Annotated in this window: 10 protein-coding genes; 2 read left to right on the top strand and 8 right to left on the bottom strand. The window is 67.2% G+C overall.

Features of this window, described 5'->3' with window-relative positions; genetic code table 11:
• Positions 1-2: 2 nt before the first annotated feature.
• The 8 genes from OG874_RS40295 to OG874_RS40260 form a co-directional block, all read right to left on the bottom strand.
• Entirely contained in the window at positions 3-302 is a 300-nt protein-coding gene (locus OG874_RS40295) for a YbaB/EbfC family nucleoid-associated protein (protein WP_330252270.1), read from the bottom strand.
• A gap of 25 nt (positions 303-327) precedes the next feature.
• Complete coding sequence (locus OG874_RS40290; RefSeq protein WP_330252269.1) at positions 328-669, bottom strand: hypothetical protein; 342 nt, start codon at positions 667-669, stop codon at positions 328-330.
• Between the two features lie 12 nt (positions 670-681).
• Entirely contained in the window at positions 682-1,467 is a 786-nt protein-coding gene (locus OG874_RS40285) for an ESX secretion-associated protein EspG (RefSeq protein WP_330252268.1), read from the bottom strand.
• Positions 1,464-3,311, bottom strand: coding sequence for a WXG100 family type VII secretion target (locus OG874_RS40280; RefSeq protein WP_330252267.1), 1,848 nt, complete (start codon positions 3,309-3,311; stop codon positions 1,464-1,466). Before OG874_RS40280 ends, OG874_RS40285 begins: the two co-directional genes overlap by 4 nt.
• A 120-nt stretch (positions 3,312-3,431) precedes the next feature.
• Entirely contained in the window at positions 3,432-13,160 is a 9,729-nt protein-coding gene (locus tag OG874_RS40275) for a sigma-70 family RNA polymerase sigma factor (protein WP_330252266.1), read from the bottom strand.
• Between the two features lie 32 nt (positions 13,161-13,192).
• Positions 13,193-13,714 (bottom strand): YbaB/EbfC family nucleoid-associated protein, encoded by a 522-nt coding sequence (locus tag OG874_RS40270; protein WP_330252265.1) that lies wholly within the window; start codon positions 13,712-13,714, stop codon positions 13,193-13,195.
• Positions 13,715-13,776: 62 nt separating this feature from the next.
• The gene (locus OG874_RS40265; RefSeq protein WP_330252264.1) at positions 13,777-14,097 is read right to left on the bottom strand and encodes a hypothetical protein; all 321 of its coding nucleotides are present in this window, start codon (positions 14,095-14,097) and stop codon (positions 13,777-13,779) included.
• 26 nt (positions 14,098-14,123) lie between these two features.
• Entirely contained in the window at positions 14,124-15,383 is a 1,260-nt protein-coding gene (locus OG874_RS40260) for a hypothetical protein (RefSeq protein WP_330252263.1), read from the bottom strand.
• A gap of 347 nt (positions 15,384-15,730) precedes the next feature.
• Between OG874_RS40260 and OG874_RS40255 the strand changes: the two genes are divergently transcribed.
• Both OG874_RS40255 and OG874_RS40250 read left to right on the top strand, forming a co-directional pair.
• Complete coding sequence (locus tag OG874_RS40255; protein ID WP_330252262.1) at positions 15,731-17,047, top strand: MFS transporter; 1,317 nt, start codon at positions 15,731-15,733, stop codon at positions 17,045-17,047.
• 91 nt (positions 17,048-17,138) lie between these two features.
• Entirely contained in the window at positions 17,139-17,810 is a 672-nt protein-coding gene (locus OG874_RS40250; RefSeq protein WP_330252261.1) for a response regulator transcription factor, read from the top strand.

Here is a 17,810-nt window from a genome sequence, read left to right as displayed (position 1 = left end):
GTCTACTCGGCGACTTCCTCGTTGAACGCGGTGACCAGTTCGCTACGCCGGTCGAATGCCCGCCGCGCCGCCGCGGCCGCCGTCGCCACCAGCGTCGACTCGAATTCGGCCGGCGTCATCGTCGAAACGGCCTGGGAGAATTGCAGATCCAGCAACGTACCGTTGCCGTCGACCTCGACGGTGATGGAGCCGTCCGGTGCCGTCTCCCGGCCACGTACCCCCGCCATATCGTCGGTCAGATCCCGAATTCGATACAGCCGCCGCTGCACGCTGGCCATCAATTCATCCATGGTCTCGTACATGATTCAGCTCCTCTCGTGCGGCCGACTACACCTCGCGCAGCCAGCTATCCGGCTCGGTCTCGTACTCCTGCTCCTCGACAAACTCTTGGCTCGCTACATCTTCCGCGGTCGGCAGCCCGGTCAGCGCCAGCATGTCGGCGGGCACCCCCGCCGCCGCCAGTTCGGCTCTGCGCGCCATCCCGGCCCGATTGGCCGCCTGCTTGCACAGCCGCAACACCTCGGCCGCCAAACCCTGCGGATCCCGCCGCAATTCGGCGGCCTCGATCGAAATCCCCAGCGGTAGGCCCTGTTCCGTGGTCCGCACCGAGATCGCGCCGCTACGCGAGGTCGCGGCCCACTCCCGCAGGCCCGGTCGCGTATCGTCCATCGCTGCCACCTTTCAGACTCGCTCGTCCTTGATCGCGCGCACGATGGCGGCGATCCTGGTGTTGACCATCGTGGTCAGGCGCTTCTTGTCGGCGGCCACGGCCAGCGGCGGGTTCTGGTCATCGATCACGTAGCGGCCGTCTTCGGCCAGATCCCGCCATTCCAGCCGATGCCGAGTGACCCCGCGCGGGCCGAATAGCGAACGGCCCTGGACGATATCGATGGTTCCGATGCTCGGCGTCGGCGCTTCGAGGAAACGTTCGGCCCGCTCGGCGACCGAATCGTCGAAGGAGTCGTGCACCGCCGACTTGCCGAACGAATAGTCCCGTTCGTCGTCGCGGTCCGCGGTGGCCAGCACGATATCGGCCTGCTTACCCGGCTCGGTCTCGGGCAGCAGCGCGACCACGGCATCGCCCAATGCGACGGCATCGCATTCGACGACAGTGAAACCTCCTGCATGCCAATAGGTTTTGCCCGGCAGCTGGGCTACCACATAGCCACGGGTCGCGCGCCGGACGGCGAGCACCCGCAGCAGAGTCTCCGGTTTACGCGGCTCGCACCCGTCCCAGCCGTTGACCGCGATCAAGACGTCGGGGTTCACGATCGCGGCCATGGCATCGTCGAACGACCCGTGCAGTGTGCGCCGCAGCCGCTCCAACGCCTCGAACCTCAGTGCCTCGAACTGCTCCTCCGTCGGCACGTCGGTGGTGAAGAAGAACGGCCACGGCAGCGCTTCACCGATCTCCGCGAACCACTGCGCGTAGAACTCGAGGTCGGTGAACTTCCAGGTCCGATTCATTGCTCCACAACAGGTTTGACGACGACGGGGGCATCGCCGAGCGCCTCCTCGATGTGCTCGACCGAATCCAGATACCCGGCCCGCTTGTGTTCCTTGTTCTGCCCCTGGCCGGCACCGTGGCCCGCGGGCCCCATGCCGCCGGGCGTGCCCGGCTGACCTGCCGTCGCCAGGCCCGCGCGTGCGGCGGTCGCGGCCGCGGCCGCGTCACCGAGCCCCGCGCGCGGGAACAGCTTGGAGCTCAGGCTATTCGGCGAAAGGCCCGCGCCGGCACCGCTGCCGCCCGCACCCGCGCCACCACCGCCCTTGCCCGCACCCGCGCTGCCACCCGCCTTGAGCGCATCCTTGCCCAACGCCGACAGCGCGGAGGGCAGTCCGGCAAGGCCCGCGGACTGCATATCCTTGGCCGCCGCGGCTGATGCCTGCTGGGCGGCCTGTTCGGCCGCCGACTTCGCGCCGTCGAGGCCCTGCTTCAAGGCATCCTGCGCCTGGGCGGCCGCCTGTTGCGCGGCTTGCTGGGCTTGCTGCTGTGCGGCTTCCTGCGCCTGCTGGGCTTGTTGCTGTGCGGCTTCCTGCTGGGCCTGCTGTCGCTGCTTCTCGAGCTCTGCCTGCTGCTGTTTTGCCTGCTCCTGCGCCTGCTCGATCGCCTTGCGCTGCTCGGCCGCCGTCTGGGCAGCCCGCTGCTGAGCGGCCGCGTTATTCGCCGCCGTGCTCCCGCCGGTGCCGCCACCGGGGGTGCCGCCGCCGGGGGTGCCGCCGCCGGTGGTCCGCTGGTCCATCCCCGGGATGCCGGTGGGCGGCGGGAGCACGGGCAGCACGGTGCTGGCCTGGATGCCCCGTCGGTACCAGGCCCGGAATCCGGCCTGTGCCGCTTTGGTCGCCGCGTTTTCCTGCTCGGGCGTAATGGCCTCGTACTTACCGGTTTTGGCGTCCGGCTGCGGCAGGGTCTGGCGGAAATTGATCGTCCACGTCGCCCCGTCCACGAGCAGCGTTCCGATCTGGCGCATATCGCCCGTCAATTGCCTACTCGCAGTGACGTACTTGTCCACGGCACTCTTCGCCGCCTTGGAACCGTCACCCTGCCACCGATCCTTGACGAGCAGATCGATATTGCTGCCCAGGTCGGCGAAACCCATCTCCAGGCGGGCCGCCATTCTGGTCCAGTCGCCGCCCATCGACAGCAGTCCATTGGGCTTGTCCACCAGCGACCAATACATCGCGGTCGCCTTGTAGTAGGTCAGCGACTCGGCGGGCTCCAGTTGGGGATCGACGACTCGGGTTGCCGGACCTTTTTGTTCGAGCGCTTTGCCGTCGAATTGTTTGCCGTCGGTCGTTGGCATCTCGGGATCGACATCGACCCAGGTATAGCGCCCGCCCGCCCCGTTCGGCGCCTTGCGCATCATGATCTGGTCGGCGGCGTCGTGGTATTTGGGCGCGGTCTTACTTTTGAGCTCGTTGAAGACCGATTCCGAGGTCTGTTCGGCCTTGGTCACCATATGTCCGGCGATGACGAAGGCCTCGCCGAGATCCTGCAGCGATTTCTTGTACGCGGGCAGTTTCTTGGTGAGCAGTTCGGTCGCGGCTTCGGAGAAGGCGTGCGAGATGATCTTGCCGGAGCCGAGATTGCCGAAATGGTCGACGGTCTGCATGTCCTTGTACTGGTTCAAGCCTTGGGTGTCACCGGCCTGGTAGGGCCCTTTCGTATCCCCGGCGGCGATATCGAACACGCTCATCGCGTCGGCGACAAATTGCGCCGCGTCCGGGGCCACCTTGGGATCGATCTTGAACACGCCGCTCTTCGCCTGATTCTTCAGGCCCGACCACGGATTGCTAGCTTCGCCGGCCATCGGTCAACTCCTGTCCTGCTCGGCCCTGCTTCGACGCGCGGTACTCACCCGGATCGCGTCGCCCCGCACCCGCACACACGCTTCCGATCATCCCATGACGTGCGTGAACGCTCAGTGTCCTCATCGTGAATCATCCTCCGGTTGCGCAGGGATTCGATGGTCGGTCGAACCGTCTCCGGCCGGTCCGGTCGGTACGCTCCGGCCGCGGCCGCCGAGCATGCGATTCGCTTCGACAACCTGTGTGGCGATATCGCGACATGCCGCGCAATCGTCGAGATGGGTTTCGACCTGTGCGTCGGCCCGTTTGCCGAGACCACTACGCGCCCAGGCGCCGAGCCGCTCGACCGTCGGCCGACAGGGTTCGCTGGTGGCCGCCCGCACGTGCATCTGCAGATATGCCTGCCGCAGCGCCTCGCGAGCGCGAGCCGACAGCTGGTTGAAGCCATTCGGTGACAGACCGAACGACGGCGCCACCTCGACCCCCTTCCGGCCCTCGATTTCGGTCTGCCACAGGGCGTCTCGCCAACGCTCGGACAGGGTGTCGAAGGCCTGGGCCGCCATCGACTCCTCCAGGTGTTCCACCGCGGTGTCGACGAAGGGCACGCCCGGATCGATGTGGGTCATATCGTCGGTGAACACCAGACGGCGGTCGGCGTGGGTCGGACCGCTGTACACCATGTTGCGCACCGTGGTCAGCAGATAGGCGCGGAACGACTCATCGGGGCCGCCGCCCTTGCGTATCACGTCCAGCACGCTGGTGAAGGATTCGGATACCACGTCGTCGGCGTCATCCCGGGAACGGACCAGACGGCGCGCCTGGTTTCGCGCGGCATCCGCGTGGCGCTCGAAAAGCTCACCGTACGCAGCAGTTTCGCCGGCGCGCACGGCCGCGATGAGTTCGGCGTCGCTACGGACGCCGGGCTCGGCGATCTCCGTGTCACCTCGGGTGAATTGTTCCGGAACCCTGCCATCCGGTCGCTCGGCTCGCGTTTCGCCACGATTCGGGTCCGGTGCGGTGTCCGGTGACTCCGGTGTCGGTCCGCGCTGCGCGGGAACTTTTCGACCGTCAGTGTCGCCTTGGGATCCATCGAAGAGGTTCGGGTCCGGTATTTCCGCAACGGTTTCCGGCTCGGCGACCTCGACCGCTGCGGTGGGCGTGCCGTCGGATGGCTTCTCGACCTCGAACCAGACGCTCTTCCCGTCCCGGTGCAGGTCGACACCCCACACCTCGGCCGCCTCCGCCAACAGGCCGAGGCCGCGGCCGTGCGTGCCCATCTCCAGCGCGCCCGATTCCCACGCATCCAGATCGATCTCCAGGGCGTCGACGTCGAAGGTGTCGAACTCGCTCTCCGCCTGTCGCTTCGGCAGCCCGCGGCTCGTATCGTCGACCGCCACCCGCAGCCGCCCGTCATCGAGCCAAACACGTACGCGCGCGCCGCCTTCCGGCGCATACCTGGCCACATTGGTGACCAACTCCGACACCACGAGCCGCACGTCCGCACGCATCTCCTCCGGCCAATCGGCGGCGGTCAGCACATCGACGACCGCACTGCGCGCCTCGGACACTCGCTGTTCGACGGCACCCTGTGGGAGATTCAGGTCGACCAGCGGATCGGGCCGCGATCGGGGTTGCGATCCGTCGGACTCGAAGAGTTCGAACCACCGTGTCCGCGTCCCGTCGCTGTGCAGCCGGAAGCCCCACGTCCCGGCCTTCTCGTCGAGCAACTCGGTGGCCCGGCCCGATTCGGTCGGGGTACCCGGCTCATCCCGCACCGGCAGATCCCGGCTCCGATCGGTCACCTCGACCCGCTCGCGGCGTTCGCCGGGTTCCCCGAGCACGACACGTTCCACCGTCGGATCCGGCGACGCCGTTCGGGTCAAGGCGTCGGTCAACTCGGTGCTCGCGGCGGTCTGGGCGGCACCCGGCCACTGCGCCGATACTTCGTTGCCGAGGGTATCCGGTTGCGCCTCAACCCAATTGGCGTGCCGTTCGTGCAAGTCGGTGACGATGACAGTGGCGAGTTCGTCGATCGGCACGGTCCTGTCGTGCTGTTCGAGTCGCGCCAACTCGCGCCAACCGGTTCGGAAATCCTGATCCCACAGCGGGTAGACGGTGAGTTCGACCCTTTCGTCGCCGAACCGGCATTCGATGAATTCACCCTCGATATCGGTGTGGAAGCTGTGCAATCGCCCGCGGTTGATCCGGGCGCGGTGGCGCAGGCCGTGGTCGATATTGTCCTGCGCCACCTCGGGCGGCGAACTCAGGTGGTCGAAGGCGGCGAGTGCCCTGGCGAGTTGCGGAATCTTGCGCGACTCGACGGCGATGGCCAGCTCGCCGGGAACATGCACGCGCACATGGCGTATCGGCTCGATCGCAGCGGCGAGCCAGTCCGGCATGCGGTTCGATTCGGTCAGCGTGAAGCCCGCGTCACCGACCGTCGCGTGCAGTACGCGATCACCCGGGATACCGGCCTGTTCCAGCACAATGCGAACTTCGCCGTACGGGTGCGCCAACTCCCGCTCGACCAGGTCGGCCAGTTCCAGGCCCGCGTCGTCGATCTTGTCGGCGGGCCAGTCTGGGAGCTGCTCGCCCAGCCAATCCCATGATCCGGCAGTGGCTTCCGCTCGTTCGGCGGCATCGGGGACGGTCTCGCCCGCGGCGCGGAGGACCAGTTCCGAGCGCCGTCCCGGTGCGTCGGGGGGATCGTGTGCCGTTGGTCGATCCGGGGTGCGGCCGGATTCCGCACTCGGCGTCTGACCGACGCGCAGTCGGCCCTGCGGGGGTGTCGCGGTGCGGTCGCCGACATTCTCGACGAGCTGACCGTCACGCCATACCGCGGCCCACGTTTCGACCGCTTCCGCGCGTGAACCGCCGGTCAGCTCCGGTAGCGACACTCGGCGGCCGTCGGGGCCGGTGAACCATTCCCGCCCTTGTCCGTCGAGCCCGTGATAGGTGGTCTCGACACCGTCGAGTGTGAAAGTCCAAGTGCCGTTGCCGTTGTCGCGGACGTAGGTCAGGGTGTACGCGTGCGCGCCGACGCCGTGTGCGTCGACGGTCGCGCGTCGTTCCACGATCCAGGCCGTCGAGCCGGGGCCGGCGGCCGGGGCATGGATCAGGCCTTCGGCGATGCGTCCGTGTCCGGTGGCCGCCGCGTCGAAGTGGAATCCCGCTAGTTCCGCACCGTTCAGATGCGGGCGGATCTCATCGATCGATCGGCCGCTGAGGTTGCCCGGCTGCGGATCGGGCACACCCACCACGGTGGTCCGCTGGTCCGCGTTGACCTGTCCCAGCGATTCGGGCACGCAATTGTTCACCGTCGATGCCGGATTCGACGAATGCTGCTGCGCTGCTGGGGCTTCCGGTGCAGTCAGATCGGTCACCCAGGCGCGGCCGGACTCGTCGACGGCGACGTGCTGGAACTGGACGTCGATGCCCTGCGCGGCCCACCGGCTGCGCAGATCGGCGCCGACGATGTGGTCCGGCGCGACGGACGGCGAGGCCACGACTACCCGGGTCGGATTGCCGTAGACCACCGCGACGGCATCCCCGTGCCGGTCCCCACCGAAGACATCGAGCACATCATGTGCCGCGGCGGTCGCGGCCTCCTGCCGGACCCGCGCTTCGTTGTCGAGCGCTTGTTCGTAATCGGGCATCCGCCGGCCGAGTTCGGCCGACAGGGTCCCCGCCTCGGTCACCTGCTGCTGGGCTCGGTCGCGTTCGTCGAAGTACTCGATCATCTCCTGCGGCGTGGTCGGATTGCGGTTCACGGCGGCATCGGCCACCGCGAACCGGCGGTACCGCTCCTGCAGGGCGGCGTCGGTCATCTGCGTGGGCGTCAGGCGTTCGGGATCGGGTATCCCGAGTTGTCGCAGCGGCTCGCAGACCTGAGCGAGTGTGGTCGCGGTTTCCCGCGCGGCGGCCGCGATTTCGCGGCCGTAGTCGACGAGGCGCCGGGCGACATCCGCGCTCGTCGGCACATGTTCCCGGGTCGCACCCTGCGCCCAGTCCGGTGGTGTCGGAGTTGTGGAACGTCCGCCCCCGGGCACACTCGGCGGTGCCGCTGCCGAAGGCAATTCGGGCTGTGTAGCCGAACGCGACTCCGGCAATCCGGCGGCCGGCGGCGAATCGGGCAACTCGGCGGTCGGAGTGGGGCGCGTCGACGGTGGCGGGCGCTGGGGCGGTTCGGGTAGGGCGGGCCGCGCCTCACCGCCTCGGGCCATCGGGCCCGCGGCTATCGCGCCGGTCGGCATCGCGGGCAGGGCTCGCTGGCTGCTGCCGTCGGACTCCTCGAGTGTGTAGCGCCGGACGCCGGTTTGCCTGCCGTCGCCGTCGCTTTCGACCTTGACCACCAACCGCTGTCGGCCGGGCTCGCCGGTTACCCGCCCGGATACATGGACGCCACCCCGTGCCAGATTGAGGTCACCGCGATGCGACCGGGTGGCCTCGTGGGTGAGCTCGACCACCGCGGCCTGTGCCCGGGCGATCTTGGCCGCGGGCCAACCGCGCATGATGTCACCGAGTTGCCCGCGCACCTGCCCGAAATCGCCGAAGTGCCTGCCGTAGTACAGCGTCGTGCCGAACCGGCGGGTGCGCACCGGATCCGGTGCAGACGGGTCCAGTTCGGTGGTGGCCCCGACGCTGAGTGGTCTGCGGCCGGTCAGTTTGCCGAGCAGACTGCGCTCGGCACGATCACCGGTCAGCTCTGGACGGTTGCTGTCCCAGTCGTATCCCGCCTGCTTGGCCGCCTGATGCGCCTGCTGTCCGGTCCCTTCGCGATGCGTCGCGAGATAGTCCGCCTCGACCAATGCCGCCTCGACACCGATCACGTCCGCGCGCAACGGTTTCCCGTCGATCAACCGATTCCACAGCTCGGGGACATCGGGAATCCGGTTCAGCTCCGAATTCCGCATCAGATGGTCGCGCGCCCGCTGCAAGTTATCGACGATCTCCGCGCGCGGCCGAACATTGCCCTCGGCATCACGCAACCAGGTCGAACCATCCGGATGACGCGGTAACAGCGATCCATCCGGATCCCGCACCCACTCGTTGTTCTTGCCGCGTATCCACCGCTTCGGATCACCGCCGGAGTACCGATCGGGATGCTGGGCAGCCTGATCTGCGATTCGATGTACGAGGCCATCGCCCGCATGGACCCGATCACGCTCGTAGCGCTCGTACTCGCCTTCGGTCCACTCCTGAATCCGCTCGCGCACTTGCTCATTCGCATGCCAGCGGGCCGCCAACGACGCGGGGATCTCCACACTCTCCCCGGTGTACGGACGGATGACGTCACCGTCGAGATGTTGCGCCTCTCGGTTGAACGACGGCGTGGCCAGGTCACCGCGGTGCAGCGGCGCCGGATCGGGGCGCGCGTCGTCGAACCACGCATGCGTGCGCGTGCCACGGATCATCGGAACCAACTGAATCCAGCGACCATTGCGGACACTCGGGATCCACTGCTCGACACCACCGAGCGCGAAGGCGATCCGTGGATGCTTGTTCACGAAATCCACTGATAGCGGCACGTGCACCGACCGACCGTGCGCGGTATTGGCGGGTAGCCACTTGGTCAGACCCAGTATCACCTTGCCGATCCACGGGCGATTCTGCACGAACGAACGGACCCACGGATGGTTCGGAATCCGATCGAGGATGCCGAGGCTGAGGATGCGGGCGTGGAAGGCGTACATGCCGACATCGGACTGGAAGGCATCGACACCCGCCGGCACATCGAAGACCGTCTTCGCGAACGGCAGGTTCGGCGCAAAGATGAACTCGGGCACCTCCCCCGGCGCGAAATCATGGAAGGGCGACATGATTTCGTCGAATACCGGAACCATCGACACCTTGAACAGGAATGGCGGCTGCGGCTCGGTCCACTTCGTCTTCTCCCAGGGCCGCGCATGCTTGCTCGGATCCGGCCACGCGCCCGACCGCTGCGGTGCCGCCGGTTCGGTCGAGGCCAGCGCATGCCCGGTCGCGGTCTGTTCCGTCACCTCGATCCGCACGAACTCCACCTGCACCGGCAGCTTGTCCGACTGTGCCAGGCGCAGTACCAACTCCACATCCGTGCCCGGTCGCAATGTCGCCTGCAATGCCTGCCGGTAGCCGGCGGGCGAAGTATCGGTGCCGACCACGACGATCCGCTGATTCGGGAAGGCGGTGGACGGTTCGGCCGCGGGCGACACACCGACTCGTTCCGAAACCGGCAGCAGCCGCAGCTCGTCGAGTGCCCGCAGACCGATCTGACGTTCGGTCAACCGTGCCGCCTCGTCCTGGGCCCGCTCCAATCGGTCGAGCGTATCCCGCAACGAATGCACCAGTTCCGTGCCGGGCGAGGGCACACCGCGATAGGACGGATGCAGCTGTTGCGGATCGGCCACCTCGAATGCGGCGGCCAGCCGATCACGCGCCTGCGTCGCCGCCGCGATCTCATCGGTCAGCACGGCATGCGGCTGGGCCAATTCCCCTTGCTGCTGCGCTAATCCGGCATATATCCCCTGCAGCCAATCGATGCTGGTTCGGGCACGGGCGAGGGCGGGTCCGGTCGCGCGGACGAGTTCGCCGCGTTCGGATTCGGTCAATGCCGTTCCCGTCGACGGCTCTTGGGCGGCCCTGACCTCGGCCGCCAACTCCCGCACGGCTGTTCGCCCGGTGTCGAGCTGCTCCGCGATGGGCTGCATGCGCTCGCGCAGTTCCCGCTCGGCGCTGTCCAGCCGGTCCCGCTCCTGTGCGGCGACCTCGCCGCGCTCGACGGATCCGAGATCGGTACGGAACTGCTGGATCTGGGCCGGGTCGCCGATGGCATCGGTCAACCGCTGCTCCAGTTCGCCGATCTCGGTTCGCACCGCCTCCAGTTTCTCGGCCAGCTCGAGGTGTTCGGATTCGACGACCCTGGCGCGCAGCAACTCTGCCTGTGCGCCCGCGGCGTCCGCGCGTTCGTCCAGCCGCCGCACGTGGTCGTCGAGTTCAGCGGCTCGATCATGTAGGCCGGCCTCGCGCGCCTGCTGCGCCTGCGTCCGCAGCCGCGTCGATTCGGCACGTGCGCGGGCTTCCTCGGTGGTCGCGTGGCGATACTCGGCATGCAGCGAACGGACCTGGGCCCGGGGTTCGGGGGTGGCGCCCATCATCAGCTCCCGGGACGGGCGAGCCGCATTCGGATCGCCGAGGCCGCTGACGACCTCACCGGCACGCATGATGATGGCATCGGCGGCAACCGCATCCGCCCGGGTAGCGCCGCCGGCCAACTCCGCCAACGACTTCGGCTGCTGCCCCGGCATCGGCACGCCGTTCTCGTCGGCCGCGACGAACCACTCCCGGCCCTGCGCATCGGTTTCGACATGGACCGCCGACTTGCCGTTGACCTCGAAGTGGTTGCCCCCGTTATAGGTGAGCGTATAGACGTGCCCCTGCGCACCTCCGGCGTTGACCTGGGCGCGCTGCTCCGCGACCAGCGCGCTCGCCCCCTTGCCCGCCCGCACGGTGGCCTCGACGATCTGCGCATGGCCCGACGCGGTCCGGTCGGGCCCGAATCCCTCGAACTTGCCGCGGATCGCACGCTGCACTTCGTGCAGGGGCACCCCGGCCAGCGTTCGCGGCTGTGGCGTCGGCCCCTCGGCCACGAGGCGACCCTGCGCCTGTTCGAGATACCGGAAGGCTTCCGGCACACAGCTGTTGACCGATGGCTCGGTGCGCTGTTCGGGCACACGGAACTCCGTGCCGCCGACCGGTGCCGGATGCGATTGCGCCGGCGCGGGACGATCTTCGGCATAGGAGTGGGTGCCGTCCGCGCGGGCCGATTCGGTTGCGGCGACGGCTGATCCGACATCGGCGCTGTCGGGGTGTTGGACCTGTGGTTGACGTTCGGCCGGGACGTCGGGCGGACGCGGCCCCGAATCAGCAACGGCCGCATTACTGCCGCCGCGCTCCGAGGCGCCGGACTCGGCCTCGGACGCACCCGGCTCCGGAGCAGCGACCGGCCGCGCGGACGAATTGTCGACCGGCATATCGGGTCGGCGCTGCTCGGGTACGCGCGGTTCGGCCTGGCCATTGGCACCGTGCGTATCTACTTCCGCCGGCCGCGCGCGCGGAGGTTCGTCGGCCGTTTCGGGCGCACGCTGCTCCGGAACCCGGGCTTCGGACTGCGCCGCACTACCGGCCTGAACCGACGCTGCGGGTTTGTCCTGTTGTCCGGCAGCGAGATTCGTGTCGCCGCCCGGACTCTCGGCGGCGACACCGGCGCGGGACTGCTGCGGGCTGCCGGCATCGCTCCCACCGCGTTGCGACTGTCCCTGCCCGGCAGGCCTTTCCGGCGGCACCGGTCGAGCGCTGCTCCCGTCACCGGCCGAACTCGCCACCCGCGCACCCGAATCCGACGGTCGGACACCGGTTTCCGAGCCGCCCGTCGGGTTGGCCCCGGTCGAGGACGTTCCCGAACCGGCCGTGCGCGGTGCACTCTCGGCCGGTGTCGCGCTGGTACTGCCGCCGTGACCAGTGGTGGCAGTACTACCGGCCAGTTCGACGCCCTGCTGGTGCAGTTCCCGCAGCCGGGCGACCTGCTGGTCGCTGTACTGGTCACCGCGCTCACCGGTATTCGCCTGCGCCTTGATCTGGGTGGCTTCCTTGGTGATGGCCTCGGCGGCGTCCCGTTGCGCACCGGGTGGGTACTTGTCGGGATGGGTTGCCAGGCTCACCTGGCGAAAGAGCTTCTTACCTTCCGCGCTGGTCTCGGGGGTCACCACCGCGGGCTTGCTCGCATGACCGTCGGCCGCGCTCGATCCCGCACTGTGCGTCGTCGGGCCGCTCGCCTCCGCATGGCCCATTCGCGCGCCGCCGAGGGCACCCATACCGAAACCGGCCGCGAGCATCTGCGGGGAGAATTTCGCATTGGGGTCGACGGCGACCATGGCGCCGTACATCCCGCCCGCACCGGCCGCACCGCTGACCAAACCGGTGGCCAGCCCCATCGTTCTCGGCGAGACCGCCGCCCGGGCCACCGGATTGGCGCTCGTCGCCAGCCGCTGCCCCAGATCCGATGACACGGCCTTGCCGAGGCCCTTGGACACACCGAGACCCGCGGCGCGACCGGCCATTCCGCCCGCGCCCCAGGTCAACGCCGTGGTGCCGACCTGGCCCCAGTCGATATCGCCGCCGGGATCGGAGATGAACTGGATCCCGATATCGGCCATCGCGCCGTGCGCACCCGCCTTCAGCCCCGCCCCGCCGAGGCGCACGCCGCCGACGGCGGCTTTGCGAGCGAGCGAGTCCCCGGCCCACTTGTCCATCTGCAGGCCGATCTTCTTGAGATAGGGCTTCAGCAGATTCCGCAGCCCCGCCTTGGCCGCCTCCTCCGCGGCCAGTTGGGCCGCTTCCCGCTCGGCAATGGCCAGGGCTTCGCGGGCGAGCACCAGCTCCACCGAGGCCGCCCCCATGCCGAAGGGCCAGAACTCGGCGATCAACGCGATGACCGAGTACGTCGTCATTCCGGCGAACAGCGCCGACCACATCTGATCCTGGTAGAGGCCCTTCATACCGTCATGGGTGTAGTCACCGAGATTGTCCAGTGCCGCAGCGACATTCATTACCGAGTTGTCGCCGGTGAACTGCTTGTCGAACTCCTTCTTCATCTCGGCGGAACCCTCGCCGCCCTCGTAGTGCTTCAGCGCGGCCTCGGTGGCCGCCTTCAGCTCGGCCTCGAGCTTCCGCATTTCCCCCGCGCCCCATTGCCAGACCTCGCTGAGATCGTTCATGGGGGTCACGTGGCCGTTGGGATATGTCATACCGAAATTGAGGGCACTGAGAATCCAGCCCGGAATCCAGCTCCACAGCGGGGTGATGTCGATGAACATCTAGCGGCACCTCATCGCATCGACGGGCCGGCTCACCAGCTCGACTCGGACACGCCCGGCTGTGTCCCGGCGGAACGGATGTGGTCCCACGGCGTGACATCGGTGAAGACCATGGGCGGATCCGCATCCTCGGCCGCGGCGCTGGGGCGTGCCGATGGCGGCGCGGTGGACACTTCGGGCCGGGCGGGCAGCACCTCGCGCACATCGGGAAGTCCGGGGACGAACTCCGACAGCTTCGGCAGCCGCGCGGTCTGGGCGTGCAAGTCCTCGATCATCGCCCGGGTATGGCGCAGGATCTGGGCCGCGGCGTCCTGCCCGGCGGCGGTGATGGCGGCGGCCAGTTCCGCATAGCTCAAATCCGATACGTCATCGGTGAATCGGGTCTGAATGACCACATTATTGGCGTTGACGATCACGGCGACGCGTTTACCCGCGGCATAACCGGTCGCCGTGAGCAAGGCCTGCTTCTCCTGCGCCCGCGCAATGGATTCGACGCCCGCCCGCATCGTCTCCATGAGATCGGTGAATTGCCCGATCGAAATGTCGTCCGCCATCGAAATCCCTCCTAGGTCACCCCGAAACCCCGAACCCCCACCACTCCGGCGCGGACTACGCGTCAGATGCTCTCGAAGTCGTCCCGGCCCGCATGATCGGTACCGGTGAGCGCCACGCCCGCATCGGTCACACCCTGCGAATAGTTCTGCAGCGTCTCGATTTGCGTGTTCAAAACGGCGAGGAGATTGTCATGGGACGCCTCGTAACCATTGTCGCCGCCGGCGAAATTCGGCCCGCGCCCGTTCGTTCCCCAACTACCCCAGTTCTGGGTATTCACCGCGTCCAGCCGTGACACTATGGCCTGAATTTTCGCGGCGACCTCGGCGAGGTCCGCCGACGGTTTGTTCAATCCCGACGGGGTTGCCCTGAAGCCTTCACTCATCTGGCGTCCTCCTCCGCGCCGTTCGGCTATAACGCAATTCGATCAACGCAGGGATATCTGCCGTCCCAGAGCTGATGTATCGGCGAATCCGTGGACGTCGATTCCGGCAGGCGACTCGCGGCACGGACCCCGTTCGACCGCCACGCGACCGTCCCGGCGGCGGCCAACTGACGCATGGCCGCATCGATATCGCGATCGCGACCGAAAGTGTCCGCCACCAACTCCCGGGTGACCTCGCCGCGCTCGGCGGCAGTCAGCAAACGCGCCACCGCGGTTCGCGTCTGGGTGCCCGCATCCGCCGACAGCAGCCGAGCCACCGTCTCGATCACGGTGTGCGCCTGCCAGATCTCCGGCATCGCCGCCCCGCACTGCTGCACCGAGGGTGACTCGCCGCAATACCACCGCAGGCCGTCCCACCAGAAGCAGAACGAGAGCAAGCCGACCGCCGCACGCGGACTCAGCACCGAATTCGTCACCCAATCCGGTGCTCCGGCATAGAGTTTCGGAAGATCGACGCCACCGTTGTAGGCCGCGTTCAATGCCGGCGCGTCCCACACACCGCCCGACAGCACGGCGCGGCCACCCGGCGCGACATACAGTGTCGAGCCACTGCTGCCGGTCCCCGCGCTCTCGAACCAGCCATTGGAGACCACCATGCGCGGCCCGCGGTCGGACGAGACCGCGACGTGCGCAGCCGAAATCGTCGCCCATCGGGCCCACAACCGCGGAAACGGCGGAAGTTCCGCATCCACCCGCCGCGCGGTCACCCCGTACGCCACATCGGCGAGCACGGCGGCCACGGCCCGGCGCGGACGGCGACACTGCCGGTCGCCATGCCTCATATAGGCCGCCAGCCACACCGGCAGTCGCGGACGCCGATAGACGGCCACATCGGCGCGATACGCCTCCGGCCGGAAGAGTTGATCCGCGGGGAACGGCTCGTCGCCGTAGTCGTAGTCGACCTCGATGTCACCGGATACGTTGGCCCGCAACAGCAGTCGCCACCACGGTTCGGTACCGGACGCGGCGACTTCGGCACGGTGTCGCCGGACCAGGGCCAGCACCGGCTCCGGTATCTCCAAGCGTGCCACGCGATGGGCACCGGTGAACTCGACGCGCGCCGCCTCGACGGTCACCGTCAGGGCGAAGACCGCGTTCAGCCGCCGCCACCCGGCGGGTCCCAGTTCGCCCAACTCGTGTGCGATGCGAGCGAACAACGCATCGGCGTCCCGCTCGGCCGGGTCGGCGACGGCGGTGTCCATACCGCCGATCTGTCCGTCGCTCATCGCATGCTCTCGTTCCTGTTCCAACACAACCGATTCGGATCGCTCGCTGTTGTTTTCGAGCGACCGGCAGGTGGTCGCCATCGGTGTCATTTTCGATAGTGACACGCACGGCGGCACCCGTATCCGGTTCCCGAGAGCGAGTAGCTAAAGAGACTGTTAAGAATTCGATCCGGCCGCCGACCAGGGCATCTACTACTTCGATTAGCGAATTATCGAACCGTGAAACGCGACCCGACTCTCTTTCCTAAGGGACGGTTAGAAGATCGGCGCACCCCTGGCAATGCAGTGTGATTGCACTCACAGTCGCCTTATAGGCCGGTAAGCGCGGCGCCAGAAGGAGATTCACAATGACTACGACACAACTCGGCGGCGAGCGCAGGGTCATCGCCAACGTACTTCGTGGCTCGCTCGGTAATCTGGCCGAGTGGTACGACTGGTACGTCTACGCCGCGTTCAGCGTGTACTTCGCGCACAGTTTCTTCCCCAAGGGCGACTCCACCGCACAGCTACTGAATTCTGCGGCCGTCTTCGCGGTCGGCTTCCTGATGCGCCCGATCGGCGGCTGGATGCTCGGCCGCTACGCCGACCGATTCGGACGCCGCGCCGCATTGACGCTATCGGTAACCGTGATGGCCGCGGGTTCGCTGTTGATCGCGTGCACGCCCGGATATCAGACGATCGGCCTGGCCGCCCCGGTACTGCTGGTATTGGCGCGCCTGCTGCAGGGACTCTCGCTCGGCGGCGAATACGCCACCAGCGCAACGTATCTGTCCGAGGTGGCCTCACCGGGTCGGCGCGGGTTCTACTCGAGCTTCCAGTACGTCACGCTGGTTGCCGGCCAATTGGTCGCACTCGGCGTGCAAATCGTCCTGCAGCACATTCTCAGCGATGCCCAAATGAACAACTGGGGCTGGCGCATTCCGTTCCTGATCGGCGCGGGCGGCGCACTGTTGATCATGTGGCTGCGGCGAGGCATGGATGAATCCGAGCAGTTCCAGGCCGAATCCGGGCAATCGTCTCGCGGCTCACTGCGCGTACTGATGCAATACCCACGCGAATGCCTGATCGTTTGCGGGCTCACCCTCGGCGGCACTGTCGCGTTCTACACCTACACGACCTACATGCAGAAATTCATGATCAATACCGCACATATCTCCAAGCCGACCGCGGCCTGGATCAATTTCATCGCACTGCTGGTATTCGTGGTGCTGCAACCACTGGCCGGAGCACTCTCCGATCGCATCGGCCGCCGCACACTGCTCATCTTCTTCGGCATCGCCGGAACATTGCTGACGGTACCGATCATGACCGTGCTAGCGCACACCCGAAATCCGATCGGCGCATTCGCGCTGATGATGCTCGCATTGGTCATCATTACCGGCTACACCTCGATCAACGCCATCGTGAAGGCCGAACTCTTCCCGACCCGGATTCGGGCGCTCGGCGTCGGTCTGCCGTATGCCTTGACGGTCGCGATCTTCGGCGGCACCGCGGAGACCATCGCGCTGGCATTGAAGAAGGCGAACCACGAGTCGCTGTATTTCTGGTACGTCGCGGCCTGTATCGCGATTTCCCTGACCATTTACTACTTCATGCGCGAGACCTCGAAGAACTCCGCGATCGAGGCCGAGGCGGACGCCGCGGCCGAGGTGGCCGCTCGCTAGCAACCACCGACAGGTCGCTCGAAACGCCCAGCTGACTATGGCAATACGCAAACGCCTGCGCGCCGAACCTTCGCTTTGCGAGGATCGGCGCGTGCGGCTTGTGCTGGTGGAAGACGATGACGGGGTGGGTGACGCGCTGCAGGCCGCGCTCACCGCCCGCGGCTATCTCGTCGACCGCATGCGGCGCGGCGCGGACCTACTACGCACACACCGCGACTACGACGCGGTGATCCTCGATCTCGGACTGCCGGATATGGACGGGTTGGAGGTATTGCGGCAACTGCGTGAAGTCAGCTCGGTGCCCGTGCTGATCCTGACCGCCCGTGCCGGTGAACGCACCATCGTGTTCGCACTGCGCTCCGGCGCGGACGACTACCTGGTGAAACCGCCGCGCATCGCCGAGCTGGTCGCGCGGCTCGAAACGGTCAGTCGGCGCGTGGTGATCCACACCTCGCCGATGGAAGCGGTCGTATCCCAGGATGTGCGCGTGGATCTGATGGCTCGGCAGGTCGAGGTGGCCGGAGTGCCGATCATGCTGACCCACAAGGAATTCCAGCTGGTCCGGATCCTGGCGGAACGACCGGACACCGCCGTCAGCCGGCAGGAGCTGATGGACCGCATCTGGGGCGACTCATCGCCCTCGGTATCGCGCGCACTGGATGTGCACATGGCGGGACTGCGCTCGAAACTCGACCGGCCCGGTCTGATCACCACCATTCGCGGCTTCGGCTATCGGTGGAGCACCGATGACAATGGTGCGTAA

This window comes from Nocardia sp. NBC_00565 (assembly GCF_036345915.1).
Lineage (GTDB): Bacteria > Actinomycetota > Actinomycetes > Mycobacteriales > Mycobacteriaceae > Nocardia.
This window is presented reverse-complemented; position numbering and strand designations above follow the sequence as displayed.